Raw genomic sequence first — 23614 nt, 5'->3', positions numbered from 1 at the left:
TTGTTCTTTCGCTCGTTCACGCTGCCTTTTTGACCATCTGTTCCACCCACTCGCGTGGCGCCATGGGGAAGCCCAGGCGCTCGCGGCTGTCGTAGTAGCTCTGCGCCACGCTGCGGGCCAGGTTGCGGATGCGGCCGATGTAGGCAGCGCGTTCGGTCACGCTGATCGCGCCGCGCGCATCCAGCAGGTTGAAGCTGTGTGCGGCCTTGAGCACCTGCTCATAGGCGGGCAGCGCCAGCTGCTGCTCCATGAGGTACTTGGCCTGCTTTTCGTGCGCATTGAAGGCGGTGAACAAGAAGTCCGCGTCGCTGTGCTCGAAGTTGTAGGTGGACTGCTCCACCTCGTTTTGCTTGTACACGTCGCCGTAGCTCAGGGTGTCGGTCCACTTCAGGTTGTAGACGTTGTCCACGCCCTGCAGGTACATGGCCAGGCGCTCCAGGCCATAGGTGATCTCACCGGTGGCGGGCTTGCAGTCGATGCCGCCAACCTGCTGGAAGTAGGTGAACTGCGTCACTTCCATGCCGTTGAGCCACACCTCCCAGCCCAGGCCCCAAGCGCCGAGCGTGGGGTTCTCCCAGTCGTCTTCCACAAAGCGGATGTCGTTCTTCTTCAGGTCGAAGCCCAGGGCTTCGAGGCTGCCCAGGTACAGCTCCAGGATGTTGGCCGGAGCAGGCTTCAAGACCACCTGGTACTGGTAGTAGTGCTGGAGGCGGTTGGGGTTCTCGCCGTAGCGGCCGTCCTTGGGGCGGCGGCTGGGCTGCACGTAGGCGGCCTTCCAGGGCTCGGGGCCGATGGCGCGCAGGAAGGTGGCGGTGTGCGAGGTGCCGGCGCCCACTTCCATGTCATAGGGTTGCAAAAGGGCGCAACCCTGCGCGTCCCAGTAGGACTGCAGCTTCAAAATGATTTGCTGGAATGTCAACATGGCGTCTGTGGCTGAGGCACTGGCAAGCCAGGGCCGGGCAAGTAAGGGGAAAGGAAGAAAACGCGGTGCGTGAGCAAACCCCAGGCCTGTCGCCCCACAAGGCAATCAGGGCGGGCATCGCGCGCGCAAACCGGTGATTTTACGGCGCCCCGCCGCGTGTGCTGCGGCAGCGCCCACAACATCGGCCCGCGCCCATGAAAAAAGGCCGGAGCCCTTTTGGAGCCCCAGCCTTCCCAACCAGTCACGCGAGCTATAAGCCGGTGCGTACCGGTGGCCACACGGGTGTGGCCGTCAACGCATGCATCGCGTCAAAGCATGGCGTTCAAACTTCAGAACCGGGATCAGTACTCCCAGAAAATGCGTTGCAGCTCCTTGCTGTCGTTGGTCTTGGTCAAAGCGACCATAGCCAGGATGCGGGCCTTTTGGGGGCGCAGGTCATGGGCCACGACCCAGTCATACTTGTCGTCCGGCTGCTCGGCATTGCGCAGCACAAAACCATCGGGCACGCGGGCCGAACGGATGATCTGCACACCCGAGGCGCGCAGGGCCTTGAGCGAATCGACCGCCTGGGCGGCCACCGAGCCGTTGCCGGTGCCAGCGTGGATCAGCGCCTTGACGCCGGCCTTGCCGTAGGCGTCAATGCCGGTGGTGTTCATGTTGCCGTAGCCGTACACGATGTCCACGGCAGGCAGAGCCTTGATGTCGTCGATGTTGAACTCGGAGTTGGTGGTGTGGCGCTTGACCGGGGCACGGAACCAGTAGTTCTTGCCTTCCACCACCATGCCCAGCGGGCCCCACTGGCTCTTGAAGGCCTCGGTCTTGATGTTGATGGTCTTGCTCACGTCGCGACCGCTCTGGATCTCGTCGTTCATCGTGACCAGCACGCCCTTGCCGGCGGCGTCCTTGCTGGCGGCCACGGTCACGGCGTCGTACAGGTTCAGCGCGCCGTCGGCCGACAGGGCCGTGCCGGGGCGCATGGAGCCCACCACCACGATGGGCTTGTTGGTGCGCACGGTGAGGTTCAGGAAATACGCGGTTTCTTCCAGCGTGTCCGTGCCGTGGGTGATCACGATACCGTCCACATCGGCTTGCTTGGCCAGGGCCGACACGCGCTGGCCGAGGCGCAGCAGGTGCTCGTTGGTGAAGCTCTCGGAGGCGATCTGGAACACCTGCTCACCCGACACCTTGGCCACATTGGCCAGCTCGGGCAGGCCCGCCAGCAGCTTGTCCACCGGCACCTTGGCGGCGGCATAGGTTGCGCTGTTGGCGGCCGAGGCGCCCGCACCGGCAATGGTGCCGCCCGTGGCCAGCACCACCACATTGGGCTTGGCCGCCTGCGCCATGGCGACGGCAGAGGCAGCGGACAACAGCAAACCCGCGAGCCAGCGGCTGGCGGTGGGGGAGGAAGCAATGCGCATGAAGAGGTCTCCGGATTTTTTTGGGTCGCAGCGCGTGTTACGCCGCTTTGTTCAGAACCGCCGGTGAAGCGGTGTCGCATCCTATGAGAAACCAGAACACAGTCATGCGGAATAATTGACCCACCCTTATGAACTGGGTTCACACCCCTGAATGGCCGTTTGACGACCATCAAGGGCCCATCGGCCCACGCCACGAAACGAATCCGCCATGAACTTGCGACAGCTGGAAGTTTTTCAGGCCGTGCTGCAAACCGGCAACATGAGTGCTGCCGCACGCCTGCTGTGCATCACCCCTTCGGCCGTCAGCAAGGCCGTGGCACACACCGAGCTGCAGCTGGGCTACCGGCTGTTCAACCGCTCGCCGGCAGGCCTGACCCCGACCCCTGAGGCCCAGGTGCTGGCCACCGAGTCCACCGGCATCTACCGGCAGCTGGATGCCCTCAAACGCACTGCGCGCAACCTGGCGACCAGTGATTCGGGCGATGTGCGGCTGGGCGCCATCCCTTCCATCACCCACGAGTTTCTGCCGCGCCTGCTGCAGCACCATGCCGAGCAGCATCCGCAGGTGGGCGTGGAGGTGCGCACCCTCCACCAGGACCAGATGACCCAGGCCCTGCTCACACGCAGCGTGGACTTTTGCCTGGGCTTCTACAAACACCCCCATCCACAAATCGCGAGCGACCTGCTGGTGAGTGGCCGCCTGTATCTGGCGGTGGCAACCAGCGTGTGGGCGCGGGCGCCCCGCGCCGCCAGCCCCGGCGCACGGCTGGCCCAGGTGCCCGTGATCCGCCTGGTGGGGGATGACCCCATGCGCCAGGCGATTGACGACATCGCGCACCGCCTCGGCTCACCCGCCGGGCCGGGCATCCAGGTGCAGACATCGCGCCTGGCGCTGGAACTGGTGCGCCGGGGCATGGGCTGGACGGTGGTGGACTTTCTCACCGCCAAAGGGCTGGACCCCGCGCAGATGGTGGCGCAGGAGCTGCACGAACTGGCGCCCATGTCGCTGTACAGCTACCACGCGCGCGCCTTTCCGCCCGGGCTGCAGGCCACGCGCATGCTGGGCATGCTGCCCGCCTTGCTGCACGAGGCCCTGCAGCCCAACCCCAAGGCCACCAGGCGCTGAGCGTGGTCGTTCACGCCATGAAAAACGGCCTGCCCGTCCGAAGACAGGCAGGCCGTGGCGCAAGCCAAACCATCGCTCCGCGAGGGAGCGAGGCGGTCAGTCGTTCCAGCGGCGCAGCACCAGGCTGGCGTTGGTGCCGCCAAAGCCGAAGCTGTTGGACAACACGGTGGTCAGCTGGGCATCGCGCGTCTGGGTGACCAGGGGCATGTCGCCCAGGGCCGGGTCGGGTGTCTCGACATTGGCCGAGCCAGCGATGAAGCCCTTGTTCAGCATGATCATGCAGTAGATGGCTTCTTGCACGCCTGTGGCACCCAGCGAGTGGCCGGTGAGCGACTTGGTGGACGAGAACGGAGGCACCTTGTCGCCGAACAGGGCACGCATGGCGCGCACTTCCTGCATGTCGCCCACCGGGGTGGAGGTGCCATGGGTGTTGATGTAGTCGATGGGCGCGTCGAGCCCCTCCATGGCCTGCTGCATGCAGGCAATGGCGCCGTCGCCGGAAGGAGCCACCATGTCTTCGCCATCGCTGGTGGCGCCAAAGCCCACCACCTCGGCCAGGATGGTGGCGCCGCGTGCCAGGGCGTGGTCCAGGCTTTCCAGCACCACGGCGCCGCCGCCGCCAGCGATCACGAAGCCGTCGCGGTTCGCGTCGTAGGCGCGCGAGGCACGTTCGGGCGTTTCGTTGTACTTGCTGGACATGGCGCCCATGCCGTCGAACAGCAGCGACATGCCCCAACTCAGCTCTTCACCGCCGCCCGCAAACATCACGTCCTGCACGCCCCATGCGATCTGCTGCGCGGCCGCGCCAATGCAGTGCGCCGACGTCGAGCAGGCCGAGGTGATGGAGTAGTTGATGCCCTTGACCTTGAAGTTGGTAGCCAGGCACGCGGACACGGTGGAGCTCATGCAGCGCGTGACCTGGTAAGGCCCCACGCGGCGAATGCCCTTCTCGCGCAGCGTGTCGGCCGCTTCGATCTGGTTGGCGGGCGAGCCGCCGCCCGAGCCCATGATGAGGCCGGTGCGCGGGTGGCTGACCTGCGCGGGCGTCAAACCCGCCTGCTGGATGGCGTCTTCCAGGGCGATCTGCGCATAGGCCGCCGCGTCGCCCATGAAGCGCAGCTGCTTGCGGTCGATGCGCGCTTCAATGTCGATCTCGGGAGCGCCACCCACCTGGCTGCGCAGGCCCAGCTCCTTGAACTTCTCCACGGCCTTGATGCCGCTGGTGCCTGCACGCAGCGAGGCCTCCACGGTGGCCAGGTCGTTGCCAATGCACGAGACGATGCCCGCGCCAGTGATGACTACACGCTTCTTGGTGGTCATGCTGCGTCCTTGTCGTCGCCCTCGCGCTTGAACAGACCCACGCGCAGGTCGTTGGCTACATAGATTTCCTTGCCGTCCGCCAGCAGGCGGGCGTCGCCGATGGCCATGACCAGCTTGCGCTTGATGACGCGCTTGATGTCGATTTCGTAGGTGACCAGCTTCACATCCGGACCCACTTCGCCGGTGAACTTGACCTCACCCGCGCCCAGCGCGCGGCCCCGGCCTGGCAGTTGCAGCCAGGTCAGGTAAAAGCCGATGAGCTGCCACATGGCATCCAGGCCCAGGCAGCCGGGCATGACCGGATCTCCCTGGAAGTGGCAGGCAAAGAACCACAGGTCGGGCTTGACGTCGAGTTCGGCACGGATCTTTCCCAGCCCGTGCGCGCCACCATCGCCGTCGATGTGCGTGATGCGGTCAAACATCAGCATGGGTGGCAGCGGCAGTCGCCCGCTGTCAGCGCCGAACAGCCGGCCTTCGCCCGAGGCGATCAGTTGTTCGTAGGAAAAGGAATCTGCCATGTTCAGTCGTGCTCCAGAACGGCGGGAGGCCCGCCTCAAATCATCGTTTTACGCAACACCAGCCCCCGGTTGCGGGGCTCTATTATCAAGGCATAGGGAGCCGCCTCTAAACACCGGCCTGCGCGGGCCCCTGCGCAAGCAGGCGCAATGCCTGACCTGGATCAATCGCCAAGCGCCCTTCGGCCCCTGGCGGCGACCATGGCAACCAGCAGCGCCAGAGCCCCCAGGCCCCACAGCGGCCACAGCCCCCAGCGGGACACCCACCATGCGTAAGGTGTGATGGACCAGCCGCTCTGTGCGTCCAGCCCCCGGCCGTGCACCTCGCCTTTGAGCACGCCACGCGTGTATCGGGCCAGCTGGTGCGTGACCACGCCCCGGTGATCGATGATGACCGTGGCGCCCGTGTTGGTGGCGCGCACCATGGGGCGCTCGAACTCCAGGGCGCGCATGCGGCTGATGTGCAGGTGCTGGTCAATCGCCAGGGTGTCGCCAAACCAGCCAATGTTGCTGAAGTTGACGAACACCGTGGGCGCCTGGGCCGGGTCGATGAACCGCGCACCCAGCTCCTCGCCAAACAGGTCTTCGTAGCAGATGTTGGGCGCAATGCGCTGCCCCGCCACGGCAAAGGAGCCCTGGCCCACCGTGCCCCGGTTGAAGTCGCCCAGCGGGATGTTCATCATCTCCGTGAACCACTTGAAGAACGGCGGGATGAACTCGCCAAACGGCACCAAGTGGTGCTTGTCGTAGCGGTACGGCTCGGCCTGCGTGGCAGCACTCATGCCCAGTACGGAGTTGGTATAGCCCTGGGCCTCATCCCCCAGCGGAATGCCCACCATCGCGGCTTGGCTGCTTTGTGCATAGCGTTGCTGGATGCCCTCCAGATACCCGGGAATGAGCTGCTGCGGCAGCAACGGAATGGCCGTCTCGGGCGCCACCACCAGGTCGGCCTGGGCGTTGCGCAAGGCCTCGGCATACCACTGCAAGGCCACGGGCACGCCGCTGCCGGGCTGGAATTTTTCATCCTGGGGGATATTGCCCTGGAGCAGCTCCAGGCTCAGGGGCGCCGGGCGGCGATGCGCCGGGGTGTGGCACAGGTCCACGGCGCAATGCCGGTCTACCGTGGCCCAGGCCAGCAGTCCCCCCATGGCCAGCAGCAGCGCCCACCAGCGCACGCTGCGCAGGTCGGCCGCGCGCACTTGCACCAGGCCCATTGCCAACGCAGCGGCCACGGCACTGATGCCATACACCCCCATGTGGCGGGCCAGCACGGCCAGCGGACCGTCCACATGCGCATAGCCGCCTGCGCCCCACGGGAACCCCGTCCACCAGATGCCCCGCGCCAGCTCGGCCAGCAACCAGAGCGCTCCGAAAAAGAGAGCACCTCCGCCACGATGGACCGGCGCATAGCGGCAAAAGAGTGCCAAAGCGGCTGCGTAGTAGCTGGCCAGAAACGCTGCCAGGCCCAGCACCGCAGCCACCGCCAGCGGCGCTGGCAGGCCGCCATACGAATGCATGGAGATGAACAGCCACCAGAAGGTACCCGCCAGCCAGGCGGTGCCAAACACCCCGCCGAGGATTGCGCCCCGCTGCCAGCGCATCGTGCGGAGCCCTGAGCCTGCGCTTGCGGCAGGTCGCACCAGCCAGGCCAGCACCGCCATCGACACCAGCTGCAGCCACCACAGGGGTTGACCGTTACCCGGCCAGGCCAGCGAGGCGGCCTGGGCCAGGCCCGCGACCAGTGCCAGCAGCAGTTGCGGCAGCAGCGGCCCGCTCGCCGTCCGAGAGTGCCGCGACATCAGTCGGCGGCGTCGGTGGCTTCGACCCGGGACACCTTGAACCAGCGCACCGCACCGCCCTTGGTGTGCAGCACCACAAAGTGCAGGCCGCTGAGCTGAAGGTGCTCGCCGCGCTTGGGCACATGGCCCATCTCGTGGGCGATCAGGCCGCCGATGGTGTCGAAATGCTTGTCCGGGTCGCTGCCGGCAATGGCCACCTCGAAGGCTTCAGCCACGCGTTCAATCGGCGTATCGCCGCTCACTCGGTAGGTACGGTCGGCCAGGCCAAAGATGTCGCCCTGGTCTTCGGGGATGTCGAACTCGTCCTCGATCTCCCCCACGATCTGCTCCAGCACATCTTCAATGGTGATGAGCCCGGCCATGCGGCCAAACTCGTCGATCACGATGGCCAGGTGGTTGCGGTTGCCCCGGAACTCGCGCAGCAGGTCGTTCAAGCCCTTGCTTTCGGGCACAAAGGCTGCGGGGCGCAGCAGTGCGCGGATGTTGAGCTCAGGGGCGCGCTGCAGCTTGAGCAGGTCCTTGGCCATCAGGATGCCGATGATGTTCTCGCGCTCGCCCTGGTACACCGGAAACCGTGAATGCGCCGTGCTGATCACCAGGTGCAGCAGCTCTTCGAAAGGCGCATCGATGTTGACGAGGTCCATGCGCGGAGCGGCCACCATCACATCGCCCGCCGTCATGTCGGCCATGCGGATCACGCGCTCCAGCATCACGCGCGATTCGGCGCCGATGACCTCGTTGTCCTCGGCCTCGGCCAGGGTTTCGATGAGCTCTTCCGTCGAATCCGGTCCAGGGTGGATGAACTCGGCCACTTTCTGCAGGAAGCTGCGCTTGTCTTCCCTCTCGGGCGGTCGCCCGGGGTGCGCGGGGTGCGGGTCAGACACTGTTTGAGAGCGTGTTATGCACTTTTGCGTGCCCACGAAAGCCGGGGAAAGGCCCGGCAACTAGGCGCAGGACGTGCAGCGGTATGAATACCGCAAACGTGCTGCAACAACGTGGCCGGGCCTTTCCCCGGCTTTCCCAAAGGGTTGGGCCCTGAGGCCAGCGCTCGCATCGTTGCGGACCTCGCCAAGGCGACCAGCCTTGGCAGTGGCCCGCGCCTCACGATCACTGGCCTCAGGGCCCAACGTGGGTACGAAAAAGTGCGTAACACGCTCTTTGGTGCAGGACGTGCGGTAGTGAATCAGGCCCCTAGGATAGCGGATTGCCGTGACAGGACCACACCGGCCGATCTCACGACCCGGCGCGGCCCGGGTCGCTCACTCGGCCGACTGGTGGCGCGCGTGCTGCACGCCGCTGCGCACTTCCTGCACGCTGGCCAGGAAATCCCAGAACTGCTTGGCCTGCTTCTTGAGCTGGTAGTCCACCTCGGCGAACTGTTGCTCGACCATTTCGGTCATGCGCGTGTCGAGGCTGGCGGGCGGAATCTGCAGGTAAGCCTCGGACTCGGACCCATCGCGGCGCACCGTGGCACCGGCGTTGCGCGCGATCTTGAGCATGGCGGTGTTTTCAGACAGCGCATGGATGAACACCATGTTCACGCCCTCATTGCGCGCATGCATCACGGCGCGCTCGAACAGACGCGCGCCAAAGCCACGGCCCCGCGCCTGCTTGAGCACGGACACGCCAAACTCGGCACAGGGCTTGTGTTCGGGGTTTTCCGAGAACGCCAGGTGGGCCATGGCGATGAGCTCAAGGCGGCGGTTGTAAATGCCAAAAATTTCGTCGCGCTCGAAGTTGAGCTGCTCGGCGTAGCGGCGGATCTGCTCGTCGTTGGCGGCATAGCCAAAGCGCAGGTAGCGGTCTGCAGGCTCCAGCTGCAGCAGGTGCTGGGTGATCCGCTCCCGATAGGAGGGGCCCAGGGAGCGGATAGGAACCATCACGGGCGTCTCCTGCTGGTGGATGTGAATGTCAGAGGCAGAAGAGCCGCCGGTTACCGGGCGCAGCATGTCCCGGCCTGCGTACCAGGATGCCTTGAGCCAGTCTTTGGTTGCGAACATGTCGCCAAATATAAGGGTTTTCCCTCATCTTTTCCAGTCCAAATTGCTGCGCCGCAACAAAATAGTGATCCGACTCAAAACACCGACAAATCGCCACCAAGCGCTAGAAGATCATGCCTCAATAGCTATCAATTTAAGAGTATCTGTACTCCCAATCTCCTCTGCAGGGGTCGCAGACGCGACGGCTGGGGCGGCTGCACTCTGATTTGCGCCAAGCCTTCTTTGCACAAGGCGGAGCGTAAATCGCGGACCGCCCTACAGCAACCTCCGCCACATCAATAGACGCCACAGCGAGTCACGCCTGTGACCTGCCCGGGCACATCCCCGGGCCAAGGCCCGCGCCGGGTTACACCGGCACGGCCGTGGTCGCCTTCACGCGGTCGAGCACAAAGCTGGTCTTGCAGTCCTGCACGCTGGGGTGCTTGAGCAGGGTGTCCATGATGAAGCGGCTGTAGTGCGCCATGTCGGCCACCACCACGCGCAACAGGTAGTCCATTTCGCCGGTGAGCGATGCGCACTCCACCACCTCGGGCCAGGTCTGCACGCTGGCGCGGAACAGATCCATGGGGTTGCGTTTGTGGCTTTCGGTGTGCTTCTCCAGCCGTACGTTCAGGTACGCCGTGAGCCCCAGCCCCACCGCCTCGGGCTGCACCAGGGCCACGTAGCGGTGGATCACGCCGCTGTCCTCCAGCCGCTTGACGCGGCGCAGCACCGCGCTGGGCGACAGGCCCACCTGCTCTCCGATGACGTCGTACGTCTCGCGGCCGTTGTCCTGAAGGCGGCGCAGGATGGCGCGGTCCAGCTTGTCGAGTGCGTCAAAGGCTTTCATGACGCAGGATTTTACGAACAACTGCACAGTTTCTGCATGGTGCGGCGCACACGCGGGTATGTCCCGATAGTGACTCTAGGGGCTGAATACAAGAATTGATCTCGCAAAAAAGAACGGTCGTTCGTTTTTGCAAACATAAGAAACCATACCAACGGAGACAAACACATGACCGGATTTTTCAGCCGCTTTTTGCGGCGACTGGTGCTCACAGCCACAGCGGGGTTGCTGTTGCTGGGCGTGGGCGCGCAGGCGCAAACGGGCTACACCCAGACGCGCTACCCCATCGTGCTGGTGCACGGCCTGTTCGGCTTTGACTCGGCCCTGGGCATCGACTACTTCTACGGCATCCCCGACGCGCTGCGCCAGGGCGGCGCCAAGGTCTACGTGGCCCAGGTGTCGGCCGCAAACAGCACTGAGGTGCGCGGCGAGCAGTTGCTGGCGCAGGTCAAGACCATCCTCGCGCTGACCGGGGCGTCCAAGGTCAATCTCGTGGGCCACTCGCACGGTGGCCCCACCACCCGCTATGTAGCCGGTGTGGCGCCACAGCTGGTGGCATCGGTCACGTCGATTGGCGGCGTGAACCGGGGTTCGCGCGTGGCAGACATCTTGCGCGGCGTAGCGCCCGCAGGTTCGGTGTCCGAGGCCGTGGCCAGCGCCGCCGCCAAGGCGCTGGTGGGTCTGATCAACCTGACCTCCGGCGGCACAGGCCTGCCCCAGATGCCCACGGCGGCGCTGGACTCGCTGACCACCGCGGGCTCGGCCCAATTCAACAGCCGCTTCCCCCAAGGCGTGCCCACCTCTGGCTGCGGCAGCGGGGCCGAGCTGGTGAACGGCGTGCGCTACTACTCCTGGACCGGCACCCTGCCCCTGACCAACGTGCTCGACGCCAGCGACGCGCTGCTCGCCACGCTGAGCCTGACCTTTGGCGAAGCCAACGACGGCCTAGTGTCGGCCTGCTCGTCACGCCTGGGCAAACACCTGGGCGACTACCGCCAGAACCACCTCGACGAAGTCAACCAACTGCTGGGCCTGCGCGACTGGTTCTCCACCGACCCGGTGACGCTGTACCGCCAACACGCCAACCGCCTCAAGCAACAAGGCCTGTAAGCCATGGCCCAGCCCTCGCGCACCTGGGCGGTTGCCGCCGCAGTCCTTGCCCTCACCACGGCCGCCGTGGTCTGGTGGCTGGGAGGCCCTGCCGGGTTGGGCGCGGGGGATACGCATCAACCACCCGTGGGGGCGGCCGCCGCCACCGCCGGTGCCCAGGTACAACCATCGCCAGCACAGGGCGCGGACAACAGCTTTTTTGCACGCCGCCGCGCCATCACCGCCGATGGCCCGGCCGACCCGCTGCTGGTGCACGGCCTGCGCGATACGCTGGAAGCCCTGCTGATGGAAGCCGGCGACGTCAGCGACCCGGCCACGCTCAAGCAGCGCCTTGCCGCCTTGGTGAACCAGCATTTCCCCGCTGCCCTGGCCACGCGGGCGCTGGCCCTGGCCGAGCGCTATGTGGACTACCGCGTGGCCCTGGGCAGCCTGCGAGCGCCACAGGATTTGACCGACCCACGCGCCCTGCGCGATGCCCTGGAAGCGCGCCACAAGGTACGCCTGCAGTTTTTTGACGACGCCGAATACGACGCCCTGTTTGCCCGCGAGGCTGACCTGGACCGCTACACCCTGGCACGCCTGGAGATTGAGCGCAACACCCAGCTCAGCCCCGAGCAGCGCGCCCAGGCGCTACAGGCGGCCGACAACGAACTCTCCGCCGAGCGCCGCGCCGAACGCAGCACCGCCATCGAACACATGGCCGCCGCCGCGCAGACGGCCGCGTTCAACGCCAGCAACGCCGACGAGCGCACCCGCTACGCCGCCCGCAGCGCGCAATACGGCCCAGCCGCCGCGCAAGCCATGGCCCAGCTGGACCGGGAGGAACAGCACTGGAACCAGCGCCTGGACCAGTACAGCCAAGCCCGCGCGCAACAGGGCGAGGGCCCTGGCCTGCAGCAATTGCGCCAGCAGCTTTTCTCGCCCGAGGAGCAGCAACGCATCGACGCCGCGCTGGCGCTGCGCCGGCTCAACGCGGGTAGTTCGGGCTCCTAGCTCTTCTGGCACCGACGCAGCCCGGGGCGGCAATCCAGCGGCAGCGCGCCGCCAGACTGCGCGAAATTTTGACCATTCACAAGATTCCTGCAAATCAAGCGGCCAAGCCTCTTGATTTCGCCAGAAACATGAGACAGGCCGCGCCTACAGTCCATGACATTCATCAACGAATGCCGGAGACACCCCATGAACGCCGCCCTGCCGCAAGAAACCGCCGCCCAGCTTCAAGCCTGGGACAACCCCATGGGCCTGATGGGCTTCGAGTTCGTCGAATTCACCTCGCCCCAGCCCGGCGTGCTGGAGGCGGTGTTTGAAAAGCTGGGCTTCACCCTGGTGGCCAAGCACCGCTCCAAGGACGTGGTGCTGTACCGCCAGAACGGCATCAACTTCATCCTGAACCGCGAGCCCCACAGCCAGGCCGCTTACTTTGGCGCCGAGCACGGCCCCTCGGCCTGCGGCCTCGCCTTCCGCGTGAAGGATGCGCACAAGGCCTACAACCGCGCCCTGGAGCTGGGCGCCCAGCCCATCGAGATCCCCACCGGCCCCATGGAACTGCGCCTGCCCGCCATCAAGGGCATTGGCGGCGCGCCGCTGTATTTGATCGACCGCTTTGAAGACGGCAAGTCCATCTACGACATCGACTTCGAATTCATCGAAGGCGTGGACCGCCGCCCCGTGGGCCATGGCCTGAACGAGATCGATCACCTCACGCACAACGTGTACCGCGGTCGCATGGGCTTCTGGGCCAACTTCTACGAGAAGCTGTTCAACTTCCGCGAGATCCGCTACTTCGACATCCAGGGCGAATACACGGGCCTGACTTCCAAAGCCATGACCGCGCCCGACGGCAAGATCCGCATCCCGCTGAACGAAGAGTCCAAGCAGGGTGGCGGCCAGATCGAAGAATTCTTGATGCAATTCAACGGCGAAGGCATCCAGCACATCGCGCTGATCTGCGATGACATCCTGGCCACCGTGGACAAGCTGCAGATGGCCGGCGTACCCATGGCCCCGGCCCCCAACGACATCTACTACCAGATGCTCGAAGGCCGCCTGCCCGGCCATGGACAGCCCGTCGGCGAACTGCAGTCGCGCGGCATCCTGCTCGATGGCACCACGGCCGACGGTACGCCGCGCCTGCTGCTGCAGATTTTCTCGACCCCCATGCTGGGCCCCGTGTTCTTCGAATTCATCCAGCGCAAGGGCGACTACCGCGACGGCTTCGGCGAAGGCAACTTCAAGGCGCTGTTCGAGTCGCTGGAGCGCGACCAGATCGCCCGTGGCGTGCTTGAGACCAAGAAGGCCTGAACGGGAGCCAACGCCATGGCCACAGAGTCCATTGTCAAACCCGTCGTGTATGGCGCCAGCGAGCGCCCCCCGCGTGGCGACTACAGCCGCGCCAGTGCCGACTACACCTGCTCGCAAGACTACGCAAGCTACACCGCCGTCGACCACGACACCTACCGCCGCCTCTACGAGCGCCAGCGTGCGCTGCTGCCCGGCCTGGCAAGCCAGGCGTTCATCGACGCACTGCCCTCGCTGGGCGCGAGCGACCGCATTCCTCGATTTGAAGAGGTGAACGAGCGCCTGTCCAAGGCCACCGGCTGGGAGCTGGTGGGCGTGCCGGGGCTGATCCCTGAGGTGCCGTTCTTCACCTTGCTGGCCAACCGCAAGTTCCCGGTAACGGACTGGATCCGCAAGCCCGAGGAATTCGAGTACATCGTCGAGCCGGACATTTTTCACGACCTGTTCGGCCATGTGCCGCTGCTGTTCAACCCGGTGTTTGCCGACTATGTGCAGCGCTACGGCCAGGGCGGGCTGAAGGCGCAGGGGCTGGGGTCGTGCGAGATGCTGAGCCGGTTGTACTGGTACACGATCGAGTTCGGGCTGATCCGCGAGGCGGGGCAGTTGCGGGCGTATGGCGCAGGCATCCTGAGTTCGTCGGGCGAGTTGGCGTATTCGGCCCAGAGCCCGGAGCCACAGCGCATTCCGCTGCAATTGGAGCGGACCATGCGCACGCGCTACAAGATCGATACGTACCAGCAGACGTATTTTGTGATCGACAGTTTTGAGCAGCTGTTTGAGATGACGGCGGCGGACTTTGCGCCGATCTATGAGCGGCTGCAGGGGCTGCCAGAGTTTGCTGCGGATGAGCGGGAAAACGTATCCTAGGACTCACAATCTGTGTCCATGACCGCACTTTTTGAAGCCCTGCACCTGCGCAAACGTTATGGCGAGACCACGGTGGTGGACGACGTGTCCTTCGCCATTGCTCCCGGCGAGTGCCTCGGGGTCATCGGACCCAACGGGGCGGGCAAGACCACCACCATCCGCATGTGCCTGGGCCTGGCGTCGCCCGACGGGGGCGAAGTGCACTTCACGCCGCAGCCGGGCAACGAACCGCTGCTGATGCCACGCGATGCACTGGCCATCAAGGCGCAACTGGGCGTGGTCACCCAGTTCGACACGTTGGACCCGGACTTCACCTGCGCCGAAAACCTGCGCGTATTCGGCCGCTACTTCGGCTTGAAGGGCGCTGTGATGGACGAGCGTGTGCCCCAATTGCTGGAGTTTGCCGCCCTCACCCACAAGGCGAATGCCAAGCCGGGTGAGTTGTCCGGCGGCATGAAGCGGCGCCTGTCGCTGGCGCGCGCGCTGGTCAACAACCCGCGCCTGCTGCTGCTGGACGAGCCCACCACCGGCCTGGACCCGCAGGCCCGCCACCTGATGTGGGAGCGGCTGCAACTGCTGCTGCAGCAAGGCAAGTCCATCCTGCTGACCACCCACTTCATGGACGAGGCCGAACGCCTGTGCTCGCGCCTGCTAGTGCTGGACCATGGCCGCAAGATCGCCGAAGGCCGCCCGCGCGAGCTGATCGCCCAGCACCTGGAGCCCGATGTGGTGGAAGTGTTTGGCGTGGGCGCCGTGCAGATGGCGGAAGACACCGCCCTGCGCACCCTGGCCGCCCGCGTGGAGATCAGTGGCGAGACCGTGTTTTTCTACACACAGAATGCGCAGCCGCTGCTGCAGGCGCTGGGCCAGCACGGCCACCTGCGCACGCTGCACAGGCCCGCGAACCTGGAAGACTTGTTCCTCAAGCTCACGGGGCGGCAGATCCGCGAGTAATACCGACGGGGGAGCCGGCCACCCGGCCCTGCCACCAGTTTTCCAGATCTTGTGGCGCACAAGGCTGGGAAAAGAGGTAGCCCTGCAGTTCGTCGCAGCCCAGCCGTGCCAGCCACTGGGCCTGGTGCTCGGTTTCCACCCCCTCAGCCACCGTACGCAGGCCCAGCTTTTGCGCCAGGGCCACGATGGCGTCCACGAGCGCTTCGCCCCGGTCGTTGCTCCCCAGGTCGTTGACAAAAGAGCGGTCGATCTTGAGCTTGCGCACCGGAAACCGCTTGAGCTGGCTGAGTGACGAATAGCCGGTGCCGAAGTCGTCAATGGCCAGCTGCACGCCCAGCGCCGTGAGGCGCTGCATGGTCTGCAGGGCCTGCTCCACGGGCTCCATGATGGAGCTTTCGGTGATCTCCAGTTGCAGCAGATGGGACGGGCACCCCGTGCGCTGCAAGGCGCGGTCCACCACCCGGTCCAGATCGGGCTCCTGGAACTGGCGGGCCGAGAGGTTCACCGCCACCGGTATTTCGCCCCATCCGGCATCCAGCCACCGGCGCGCCTGCGCGCAGGCCTCGTTCAGCACCCATTCGCCCAGGGGCACGATCAGCCCCGTGTCTTCGGCAATGCCGATGAACTGCAGTGGCGACACGAGCCCCCGCTCCGGGTCTGCCCAGCGCACCAGCGCTTCGACCGAAGACACCTGGCCCGTCCGCGCATCCATGATGGGCTGGTAGTGCAGGCGCAGCCCGCCGTGTTCGATGGCGTGGCGCAGGCCGGCTTCCACCCGCAAGCGCTCGGTCAGCACGTCGGTCATGTGCGGGCTGAAAAAAGCCAGCCGGTTGCCGCCGAGGTCCTTGGCGTCGTACATGGCCACGTCCGCATTGCGCAGCAACAGGTCGCCGGAGTCCCCATCCTGCGGGAACACGGCGATGCCCAGGCTGGTGCCCAGCAACCAGCTGGATGCGCCGGTCTCGACGGGCAGCGTCAGCGCCCGCAAGATGCGCCGCGCCATCGGCTCCACCACCGCCGCGTCCGGCAGGTCGGGCAGCACCACCACAAACTCATCCCCTCCCAGCCGCGCCACCACGTCGCCAGGGCGCACGCAGCCCTGCAGCCGGGCCGCCACATCCCGGAGCAAGGCATCGCCCCGTGCATGGCCCAGGCTGTCGTTCACCCCTTTGAACCGGTCCAGATCCATGGCTAGCACCGCCACGCAGTACGCCTGCTCCCGGGCCCGCTCCAGCGCCGCGTCCAGCCGTTCGGTCAGGCTGTAGCGGTTGGCCAGATGCGTCAGCGGATCGCGCCGCGCCTGGCGCTCCAGCGTTTCGGTGTGCTGCGCGATGGACTGCTGCTGGCGCAGCAGCGACTCCGCCATGCGGTCCAGCGCCCGGGCGACCTGCCCCAGCTCGCCGGGGGGATAGGGTGCGCCGATGGGTTCGGCGTAGTTGCCAGCGTCCAACCGGCCAATGGCGCGGATGGCACGCATGGCGTGGCGGCGGACAGAAAACTCCACCAACAGCCAGGCCGCCACAAACACCACCGCCGCCAGCGCCAGCACCCCCAGCAGTGCACGGCGGAACTGGTGCTCCACGGGGCCTCGCAAGTCATCTTCGGGCACAGCCAAGGCCAGGCGCAAGTCCGCGCCTTGCGAGCGTGGCAGCGGGGCGCGCACCCACACACGCCGCACACCATCGCGGCCCTCCATCAGGGCATGACCGTCGGCAGGCTGCAGCATGAAGGCACGTTCAGCCCCGCCCGCAGCCAACGTCGACACCTCGGGCCGGTGGAAGTCCATGACCACGGATCCATCGGCATTCCAGACCTGCAGATTCATGCGCTCGTAGCGCTGCGCATGCACCATGGTCTGGCCGTAGTCCTGCATGTCCAGCGAGGCCAGCAGGATGAAGCGCAAGGCCCCCGCAGGGTCGCGCACCGGGTAGGCCACCTGCAGCACGCCTTTGCCCGTCAGGCGGCCAATGGCGGCCTCCAGCACCGGGCCCGTGGCCGTCTGCGCACGCTGGAAGTAGCTGCGGTCACGCAGGTCCAGCGCCCGGCCGCTGCGCAAGGAATCGCAGAACAGGGAACCATCGGGCTGAATAGTGAGGATGCCGGTGTACTGCGGATGCTCCTTGAGGACATCCGCCAGAAAGTCTGAGCAGGCCGCCTTGTCGCCCGCTGCCAGCAGGGGCACGCGCCCCAGGCCAAACAAGAGCTGCCCCGTGCCCGCAATCTTGTCGTCCAGATCGCTCGCGATGATGCTGGCCCTGGCCACCAAACGGTCACGCGCCTGGGTGGTGGTGGCCGACCGGAACTCCAGCAGGAGCCACACAAGGGCCGGCACCGGCAGCAAAGAGGCCGCCAGCACCAGCCACAGAATGCGTGCACTCAGGCTCACAGGGTTGCTCCTTCACAAGCGCCATGGCACCGGCCTGCACCTGCTGCAGGCCTGGGCCGTCAGGCCACGCGGGGCCTGACCTTGCCCGCAGCCAGCTTGGCGTTGGCCCGCGCGCTGTCCACATTCTCGGCGCGTGCCAGCGCCACGCCCATGCGGCGCTTCACAAAACTCTCGGGCTTGCCAAACAGGCGCAGGTCGGTGCCCGGCACCCGAAGGGCGTCTTCCACACCGTCAAACACGATGCCCTGGGCCTCCACACCGCCGTAGATGACGGCACTGGCGCCCGGGTTGCGCAGGCTGGTGTCCACCGGCAGGCCCAGGATGGCGCGGGCGTGCAGCTCAAACTCGCTCTGGTGCTGGGTGCACAGCGTCACGAGGCCGGTATCGTGCGGGCGCGGACTCACTTCGCTGAACCACACGTTCTCGCCTTTCACGAACAGCTCGACACCAAACAAACCCTGGCCCCCCAGGTTGTCAGTCACGGCCTTGGCGATCTGGCGCGATTTTTCGAGTGCTGCCGGATGCATGGGGTGGGGCTGCCAGCTTTCCACATAGTCGCCGCTCACCTGCACATGGCCGATGGGGTCGCAGAAGCTGGTGACGATCTGGCCGTCCGCACCCACAGAGCGCACGGTCAACTGCGTGATTTCGTAGTCAAAGTCGATGAAGCCCTCGACGATCACGCGGCCGTGGCTCACGCGGCCACCGACCATGGCGTAATCCCAGGCTTTTTGCACGTCGGCCGGACCGTCGATCTTGCTCTGGCCTTTGCCCGAGCTGCTCATCACGGGCTTGACGATGCAGGGGTAGCCGACACCGGCATCAATCGCCGCCTGCAACTCTTCGAGCGAGTTGCAGAACTTGTAAGGGCTGGTGGGCAGGCCCAGCGTCTCAGCAGCCAGCAAACGGATGCCTTCGCGGTCCATGGTCAAGCGCGCGGCGCGGGCGGTGGGGATCACCCGCACGGTGCCCGCGGCTTCCAGCTCTTCGAGCATGGGAGTGGCGATGGCTTCGATCTCGGGCACCACCAGGTGCGGGCGCTCGGCTTCGATCAGCGCCTTGAGCTGGGCCGGGTCGCTCATGGTGATGGTGCGCGCGTGGTGGGCCACCTGCTGGCCGGGCGCGTTGTCGTAGCGGTCTACGGCGATGGTCTCGACCCCGAGACGCTGCAGCGCAATCAGCACTTCCTTGCCCAGCTCGCCCGAGCCCAGCAGCATGACTTTGGTGGCGTGGGAGGACAAGGGGGTTCCGAGGGTGGTCATGGTGGTAGTGCTTTCGTTGGGGGATGGGGCAGAGCGCCGTGGGAGAGGCTGGCAATCCACGGCGCGAACACAACTTTACGGCATCTGGGCGCTGACAAATCAGGCCGCCCCAGGTTGCCCCATCGCGCCGCTGGCACCACCCACCCGCATCGTTGCAATGGCCTTGCTAGGAGCCTGCGTGGGGTGATTTTCGCCGCGCGGTGACCGCGCCTGTCGCAGCCTGCGTGGTGAACGCTGGCAGCGGCCGCGCCATGACCTCGGCCGCATCGGCCGCCGCCATTCCCAGCCCGCGCAGCACCATCTGCAGCAGCGCGTTCACAAACGCAGGAGAGTCAGCCACCTCCCCTTGCGCAATGCGCACCTGCGCGCGGATGCAGGTACCGAACACCATGTCGATGGCGGCCTCTTCATCCACCACATCAAAGCGCCCCTGCGCTTTCGCTCGCCGCAGATCGGCCAAGGAATACGGCTTGACCAGCTCAATGGCCTGGGGGTGGGCCATCGCCAGCTGAATCATCAGCAGGGACCAGGGTGCGCTCACTTCCGCCAGCCAGAGGAACCGCCGCATGCCGATGCTCATGCGCTGCGCCCCGTCCTCAATGTGCTGGTAGCTCTGCACCACACGCTCGTTGAGCGTGGTGAACAGCGCCAGAGCCAGCGCTTCAAAGATCTCTTCCCGCGTGCTGAAGTGGTTGTAGACCGTGCCGGGCGCCATGCCGGCCACACGCGCGATCTCCTGGATGGTGGTGCCGGCCACGCCCCGCGATGCGATCACCTCCACCGTGGCGTGCAGCAGTTGCCGCCGCGTGCGTTCGCGCTTGGACGGCCGCTCGCCTTCTCCCGGCAGGAGGAACCGCGCCAAAGGCTCCGGCAGCGGGGGCATTGACGGAGCACCATAAATTGATTCAGAATTCATTTTTGAATATTCAATTCAATTTTCGATTGTTTAATCAATTTCAGGAGCATACCGCCATGCCGAATTCCCTCCGCCTTGCCTATCTGGTGTTTGAAGCCCGCAAACCCGCCCGCTGGGAGCGGTTCATGAAAGACATGCTCGGGCTTCCCGCGCCCGCCGTCCATGCCGACGGCAGCACAGGCTGGCGTGTGGATGGTGCCAGCCAGCGCCTTGTGGTGACGCCAGGTCCCCGTGACGACCTGGCGGCCGTGGGCCTGGAATGCGCCGATGAACACGAACTGCGCCAGTTGGTGCAACGCTTGCAAGCAGCCGGGCACCGTGCCGAGCAAGGCGATGCCGCCCTTTGCAGCCAGCGCAAGGTCCAGCACCTCTGGCATGTGAACGACCCCGAACAGGGTCGCGTGGAACTGTGCGTGGGCCTTGCCGAAGCGGCGACGCCGTTTGCCAGCGCCGCCTTTCCCGATGGCTTTGAAACCGGTGCGCTGGGACTGGGGCATGTCGTCCTGGTCGCGCAGGACCTGGCCGCGATGGAGGCGTTTTATGGCGGACTGCTGGGGTTCGGCGTGACAGAGCGACTCCAGACGCAAGTGGGCCCGGTCCACATCCGCGGCACGTTCATGCATTGCAACCAGCGCCACCACTCGCTCGCGCTGTTTGACCTGCCGTCCTCGTTCCGCATTCACCATTTCATGTTGCAGGCGCGCAGCCTGCGCGATGTGGGGCGGGCGTTCGAGCGGGCCGAGTCGCTGGGGCTGCCCATCGACCTGGACCTCGGCCAGCACCCAGAGCCGGACGGTACCTTTTCGTTTTACGCAGAGACACCCTCCGGTTTTGCTTTTGAAATCGGAGCGCAGACCCAAGCCATCGACCCAACGGGCTGGCAGACCATGCACACCCACGAGACCAGCACATGGGGCCACCAGCCCCGGCTGCGCCTGAAGCTCAAGATGGCACGCGAGCTGATCAAGTCGCGCTTCCGAGGGCGCCGCAGGCACCCGAGCCAGGCCGCCGGCACGGCTGCGGGAGCAACATCATGAAGCGCTGGTTGCGAAGAACCCTCTGGGCGGGAGCGGCGCTGGCCGCTGTGGCCACAGCCCTCATCGCTGGCGGCACACAGATGGCTGAGCGCAAGATGAATCGCCCGCTCGCGCTCGAAGTCGCCTCGCCCGCCATCGTGCAGGACGCCGCCAGCATCGAGCGCGGCCGGTACCTGTTTGCCTCCCGTGGATGTGTGGACTGCCACGGGGCGAACGGTGCGGGGCGCACCTTCATAGACGATGCCAACGGCCTGCTGGTACGCGGCCCCAACCTGACACCTGGCGCAAACAGCGTGGTGGTGGGCTACCGCAGCGCCGACTGGGACCGCGTGGTGCGCCATGGCATCAAGCGCGACGGTCGCCCGGCCCTCATCATGCCCAGCGAGGACTACAACCGCTTCACAGACCAGGACCTCGCAGCGCTCGCGGCCTATGTGCAGCAATTGCCCGCTGTGGATGGCGAACCCGGCATCGTCCGGCTGCCGGTGCTTGTGAAGCTGCTCTACGCCGCCGGGGTCGTGAAAGATGCCTACGAGAAGATCGACCACACGCTGCCTGTACAGACGCCGGTGGCCGAGGGCGTCAATGTGGCGCATGGCGCCTATGTGGCCAATATGTGCATGGGCTGCCACGGTGAAAAGCTGGCTGGAGGCAAGATTCCCGGAGCGCCCCCAGACTGGCCAGCCGCCTCCAACCTCACATCGGCCCCGGAAGGCGCCATGCACCGCTACCTCAGCGCACAACAATTCCGCCAGATGCTCACCACGGGCACACGCCCCGACGGCTCAGCGGTCAGCACCGTCATGCCTTTCGGCTCGCTCAAGTCCATGAGCCAGACCGACGCCGACGCCCTGTACCTGTACCTCAAGGCCCTGCCGCCCGTGCCCACCGGCAGCAAACGCTAGCACCCGCACACGCCATTTTTGCAAGGTGCGTTGGCGAGGCCCCAGGGCCAGACACAAGCGCTCAACAAAGTCGGGGGGCCGCCCCAGCGAGGCTCGGCAACGCAGAGGACGGCCCGGCGGGGCGAAGCAGGCGCAAAACTTGCGACGCACCGGCATGCGTACCCCTATGCCACCGCACTCCCCACCCAGCCCCGCCACCGACTGGCACGCGCAGGAGCTGCTGCTCATGCGCGAGGTGATGCGCCTCATCGGCCGCAGCCTGGCGCCCGGGCTGGTGCTGCGCGAGATGCTGCACCTGATGAGCGAGCTGCTGGGCCTGAACCGGGGGCGCATCGTGCTGGTGGACGCAGCGCCCACCGCCCCGGCCGGCGCGCCGCGCACCGCCTCCATCCAGCACGCCTACGGCCTCACCCAGGCCGAGGTGCGGCGCGGGTGCTACGCCTGGGGCGAGGGCATCACCGGTCGGGTGCTGGCCACGGGGCAGCCTTCCATCGTGCAGGACATCGATGCCGAACCGCTGTTCCTGGCCCGCGCGGTGGCGCGCAGCCAGCTGCCACCCGAGACGGTGGCCTTCATCGCCCTGCCCATCGAGGTCAATAACGCGCCCATCGGCGTGCTGGCCTGCCACCGCATCCGCAGCCGCCAACGCCACCTGAACGACGACCTGGCGGTGCTGCGCGTGCTGGCCACGCTGGTGGGGCAGCTGCTGCAGCTGGAAGCCCTGGTGGCCGAGCAGACGCGGCAGCTGGAGGCACGCAACGCCGTGCTGGCCAATGCGCTCAATACCAAGAGCGCGCGCTACGGGCTCATTGGCAGCTCGCCGCCACTGCTGCAGGCCCTGAGCGAGCTGGAGCGCGTGTCACAAACCCAGGCCACCGTACTGCTGCTGGGCCAGTCGGGCACGGGCAAGGAGCTGTTCGCACGCGCCGTGCACCTGGCCAGCGGGCGGCGCGACCGGCCCTTCATCAAGGTCAACTGCTCGGCCATTCCGGATGCGCTGTTCGAGTCTGAACTGTTTGGCTACGAAAAAGGCGCGTTCACCGGCGCCAGCACAGCCCGCGCGGGCTGGTTCGAGCAGGCCGACAGCGGCACCATCTTTCTGGACGAGATTGGCGAGCTGCCGCTGGCCCTGCAGTCCAAGCTGCTGCGTACGCTGCAAGAGGGCACGCTGGTGCGCCTGGGCGGGCAGCGCGAGGTCAAGGTCAACGTGCGCCTGGTAGCGGCTACCCACCGCGACCTGGCAGCCGATGTGGAGGCCGGCCGCTTTCGGCAAGACCTGTACTACCGCCTGCACGTGATCCCGATCCACCTGCCCTCGCTGGCCGAGCGGCGCGAGGACATCCGCGCGCTGGCACTGCACTTTGTGAGCCGCGCCAACCAGGCACACCAGCGCAATGTGAACCTGTCGCCCGACGCGCTGGCGCGGCTGGAAGAACACCCCTGGCCCGGCAACATCCGCGAGCTGGGCAACGTGATCGAACGCCTAGTGCTGCTGACCAATGACACGCTGGTGACGCGGGCCGAGCTGGACCGGTTTCTGCCGGCTGCGTCCGTGCCCCTGCCTTCGCCGCCCGCACCGCAGCCCCCAGCCACCACCGGCGCAACAGCACAGTCGGCCGCCGCCCCGGCGCCGCTGGTGCGTGACTACGCGCCCGCCCAGTCGCACAGCGTGTTGGTGCTGCAGACAGCATTGGCCGAGCACCACGGCAACCAGTCGCGCGCCGCGCAGAGCCTGGGGCTGACGCTGCGGCAGTTCAGCTACCGGCTGCGCAAGGCGGGTCTGAAGTGACGACGGACAATGTGTCGACAATGTGTCGACACAGTGTCTGGTGCGGTCTGCTCCACCCTGGCTACTGACACATGGCCACGCCCGGTTTACTATCAAATCAATAGCTGCCACCGCATATTTCACTGGCGCATCCAGCCATTTTTATTCAAATTCCCTCATCCACA

At 66.0% G+C, this 23614-nt stretch carries 20 protein-coding genes; 9 read left to right on the top strand and 11 right to left on the bottom strand.

The window, feature by feature from the left end; genetic code table 11:
• Positions 1 to 16: 16 nt before the first annotated feature.
• Entirely contained in the window at positions 17 to 922 is a 906-nt protein-coding gene (gene glyQ / locus ACODSM_RS05365; RefSeq protein WP_060985268.1) for a glycine--tRNA ligase subunit alpha, read from the bottom strand.
• Between the two features lie 341 nt (positions 923 to 1263).
• Positions 1264 to 2340 carry a type II asparaginase gene (locus ACODSM_RS05360; RefSeq protein ID WP_056647122.1) on the bottom strand — a complete coding sequence of 359 codons (1077 nt, stop codon included), beginning with the start codon at positions 2338 to 2340 and terminating at the stop codon, positions 1264 to 1266.
• 208 nt (positions 2341 to 2548) lie between these two features.
• On the opposite strand from ACODSM_RS05360, the gene ACODSM_RS05355 reads away from it, so the two are divergent.
• Positions 2549 to 3466 (top strand): LysR family transcriptional regulator, encoded by a 918-nt coding sequence (locus ACODSM_RS05355; RefSeq protein ID WP_488804566.1) that lies wholly within the window; start codon positions 2549 to 2551, stop codon positions 3464 to 3466.
• Between the two features lie 96 nt (positions 3467 to 3562).
• Here the strand turns inward: ACODSM_RS05355 and fabB are convergent, their stop codons facing one another.
• From fabB to ACODSM_RS05325, 6 genes are all read right to left on the bottom strand, one after another.
• Entirely contained in the window at positions 3563 to 4786 is a 1224-nt protein-coding gene (gene fabB / locus ACODSM_RS05350; RefSeq protein ID WP_488804565.1) for a beta-ketoacyl-ACP synthase I, read from the bottom strand.
• On the bottom strand, positions 4783 to 5304 hold the full coding sequence (gene fabA, locus ACODSM_RS05345; RefSeq protein WP_015012407.1) for a 3-hydroxyacyl-[acyl-carrier-protein] dehydratase FabA: 522 nt from the start codon (positions 5302 to 5304) through the stop codon (positions 4783 to 4785). The genes fabB and fabA overlap by 4 nt, the downstream gene beginning before the upstream one ends.
• Before the next feature lie 161 nt (positions 5305 to 5465).
• Positions 5466 to 7100, bottom strand: a complete 1635-nt coding sequence (gene lnt / locus ACODSM_RS05340) for an apolipoprotein N-acyltransferase (protein WP_488804564.1) — start codon at positions 7098 to 7100, stop codon at positions 5466 to 5468.
• Positions 7100 to 7984 carry a CorC family transporter gene (locus ACODSM_RS05335; RefSeq protein WP_110961515.1) on the bottom strand — a complete coding sequence of 295 codons (885 nt, stop codon included), beginning with the start codon at positions 7982 to 7984 and terminating at the stop codon, positions 7100 to 7102. The genes lnt and ACODSM_RS05335 overlap by 1 nt, the downstream gene beginning before the upstream one ends.
• Before the next feature lie 375 nt (positions 7985 to 8359).
• Positions 8360 to 9100: a GNAT family N-acetyltransferase gene (locus ACODSM_RS05330; RefSeq protein WP_015012404.1), complete on the bottom strand. Its 741-nt coding sequence runs from the start codon at positions 9098 to 9100 to the stop codon at positions 8360 to 8362.
• A gap of 346 nt (positions 9101 to 9446) precedes the next feature.
• Positions 9447 to 9929 carry an Lrp/AsnC family transcriptional regulator gene (locus ACODSM_RS05325; protein ID WP_015012403.1) on the bottom strand — a complete coding sequence of 161 codons (483 nt, stop codon included), beginning with the start codon at positions 9927 to 9929 and terminating at the stop codon, positions 9447 to 9449.
• A gap of 165 nt (positions 9930 to 10094) precedes the next feature.
• Between ACODSM_RS05325 and ACODSM_RS05320 the strand changes: the two genes are divergently transcribed.
• The 5 genes from ACODSM_RS05320 to ACODSM_RS05300 all read left to right on the top strand — a co-directional run bounded on the left by ACODSM_RS05320 (position 10095) and on the right by ACODSM_RS05300 (position 15155).
• Entirely contained in the window at positions 10095 to 11036 is a 942-nt protein-coding gene (locus tag ACODSM_RS05320) for an esterase/lipase family protein (RefSeq protein WP_488804563.1), read from the top strand.
• A gap of 3 nt (positions 11037 to 11039) precedes the next feature.
• Complete coding sequence (locus ACODSM_RS05315; RefSeq protein WP_488804562.1) at positions 11040 to 12029, top strand: lipase secretion chaperone; 990 nt, start codon at positions 11040 to 11042, stop codon at positions 12027 to 12029.
• A 186-nt stretch (positions 12030 to 12215) separates the two neighbouring features.
• Positions 12216 to 13337, top strand: coding sequence for a 4-hydroxyphenylpyruvate dioxygenase (hppD, locus tag ACODSM_RS05310; RefSeq protein WP_488804561.1), 1122 nt, complete (start codon positions 12216 to 12218; stop codon positions 13335 to 13337).
• A 15-nt stretch (positions 13338 to 13352) separates the two neighbouring features.
• Positions 13353 to 14201: a phenylalanine 4-monooxygenase gene (gene phhA / locus ACODSM_RS05305; protein WP_488804560.1), complete on the top strand. Its 849-nt coding sequence runs from the start codon at positions 13353 to 13355 to the stop codon at positions 14199 to 14201.
• A gap of 18 nt (positions 14202 to 14219) precedes the next feature.
• Positions 14220 to 15155: an ATP-binding cassette domain-containing protein gene (locus ACODSM_RS05300; RefSeq protein ID WP_488804559.1), complete on the top strand. Its 936-nt coding sequence runs from the start codon at positions 14220 to 14222 to the stop codon at positions 15153 to 15155.
• On the opposite strand, the gene ACODSM_RS05295 is transcribed toward ACODSM_RS05300, so the two are convergent.
• From ACODSM_RS05295 to ACODSM_RS05285, 3 genes are all read right to left on the bottom strand, one after another.
• The gene (locus tag ACODSM_RS05295) at positions 15130 to 17541 is read right to left on the bottom strand and encodes a putative bifunctional diguanylate cyclase/phosphodiesterase (RefSeq protein ID WP_488804558.1); all 2412 of its coding nucleotides are present in this window, start codon (positions 17539 to 17541) and stop codon (positions 15130 to 15132) included. The two genes, ACODSM_RS05300 and ACODSM_RS05295, sit on opposite strands and share 26 nt — an antisense overlap.
• 59 nt (positions 17542 to 17600) lie before the next feature.
• Positions 17601 to 18803: a formate-dependent phosphoribosylglycinamide formyltransferase gene (gene purT, locus ACODSM_RS05290; RefSeq protein WP_488804557.1), complete on the bottom strand. Its 1203-nt coding sequence runs from the start codon at positions 18801 to 18803 to the stop codon at positions 17601 to 17603.
• Positions 18804 to 18969: 166 nt separating this feature from the next.
• Entirely contained in the window at positions 18970 to 19686 is a 717-nt protein-coding gene (locus tag ACODSM_RS05285) for a TetR/AcrR family transcriptional regulator (RefSeq protein WP_488804556.1), read from the bottom strand.
• A gap of 89 nt (positions 19687 to 19775) precedes the next feature.
• Here ACODSM_RS05285 and ACODSM_RS05280 point away from each other — a divergent pair, with 89 nt between their 5' ends.
• From ACODSM_RS05280 to ACODSM_RS05270, 3 genes are all read left to right on the top strand, one after another.
• Positions 19776 to 20756, top strand: coding sequence for a VOC family protein (locus ACODSM_RS05280; RefSeq protein ID WP_488804555.1), 981 nt, complete (start codon positions 19776 to 19778; stop codon positions 20754 to 20756).
• Entirely contained in the window at positions 20753 to 21661 is a 909-nt protein-coding gene (locus ACODSM_RS05275; protein WP_476016215.1) for a c-type cytochrome, read from the top strand. Before ACODSM_RS05280 ends, ACODSM_RS05275 begins: the two co-directional genes overlap by 4 nt.
• Positions 21662 to 21827: 166 nt before the next feature.
• Complete coding sequence (locus tag ACODSM_RS05270; RefSeq protein WP_488804554.1) at positions 21828 to 23450, top strand: sigma 54-interacting transcriptional regulator; 1623 nt, start codon at positions 21828 to 21830, stop codon at positions 23448 to 23450.
• The last annotated feature ends 164 nt before the right edge of the window (positions 23451 to 23614 follow it).

It is taken from the genome of Acidovorax sp. FG42 (assembly GCF_057809195.1).
This window is presented reverse-complemented; position numbering and strand designations above follow the sequence as displayed.

Coding starts and splice junctions, on each gene's coding strand:
- ACODSM_RS05360 (WP_056647122.1), bottom strand. CDS start 2,340: ATGCGCATTGCTTCCTCCCCCACCGCCAGCCGCTGGCTCGCGGGTTTG.
- glyQ (WP_060985268.1), bottom strand. CDS start 922: ATGTTGACATTCCAGCAAATCATTTTGAAGCTGCAGTCCTACTGGGAC.
- ACODSM_RS05315 (WP_488804562.1), top strand. CDS start 11,040: ATGGCCCAGCCCTCGCGCACCTGGGCGGTTGCCGCCGCAGTCCTTGCC.
- ACODSM_RS05330 (WP_015012404.1), bottom strand. CDS start 9,100: ATGTTCGCAACCAAAGACTGGCTCAAGGCATCCTGGTACGCAGGCCGG.
- ACODSM_RS05300 (WP_488804559.1), top strand. CDS start 14,220: ATGACCGCACTTTTTGAAGCCCTGCACCTGCGCAAACGTTATGGCGAG.
- ACODSM_RS05320 (WP_488804563.1), top strand. CDS start 10,095: ATGACCGGATTTTTCAGCCGCTTTTTGCGGCGACTGGTGCTCACAGCC.
- phhA (WP_488804560.1), top strand. CDS start 13,353: ATGGCCACAGAGTCCATTGTCAAACCCGTCGTGTATGGCGCCAGCGAG.
- fabB (WP_488804565.1), bottom strand. CDS start 4,786: ATGACCACCAAGAAGCGTGTAGTCATCACTGGCGCGGGCATCGTCTCG.
- ACODSM_RS05355 (WP_488804566.1), top strand. CDS start 2,549: ATGAACTTGCGACAGCTGGAAGTTTTTCAGGCCGTGCTGCAAACCGGC.
- hppD (WP_488804561.1), top strand. CDS start 12,216: ATGAACGCCGCCCTGCCGCAAGAAACCGCCGCCCAGCTTCAAGCCTGG.
- ACODSM_RS05325 (WP_015012403.1), bottom strand. CDS start 9,929: ATGAAAGCCTTTGACGCACTCGACAAGCTGGACCGCGCCATCCTGCGC.
- lnt (WP_488804564.1), bottom strand. CDS start 7,100: ATGTCGCGGCACTCTCGGACGGCGAGCGGGCCGCTGCTGCCGCAACTG.
- ACODSM_RS05285 (WP_488804556.1), bottom strand. CDS start 19,686: ATGCCCCCGCTGCCGGAGCCTTTGGCGCGGTTCCTCCTGCCGGGAGAA.
- fabA (WP_015012407.1), bottom strand. CDS start 5,304: ATGGCAGATTCCTTTTCCTACGAACAACTGATCGCCTCGGGCGAAGGC.
- ACODSM_RS05280 (WP_488804555.1), top strand. CDS start 19,776: ATGCCGAATTCCCTCCGCCTTGCCTATCTGGTGTTTGAAGCCCGCAAA.
- purT (WP_488804557.1), bottom strand. CDS start 18,803: ATGACCACCCTCGGAACCCCCTTGTCCTCCCACGCCACCAAAGTCATG.
- ACODSM_RS05270 (WP_488804554.1), top strand. CDS start 21,828: ATGCCACCGCACTCCCCACCCAGCCCCGCCACCGACTGGCACGCGCAG.
- ACODSM_RS05275 (WP_476016215.1), top strand. CDS start 20,753: ATGAAGCGCTGGTTGCGAAGAACCCTCTGGGCGGGAGCGGCGCTGGCC.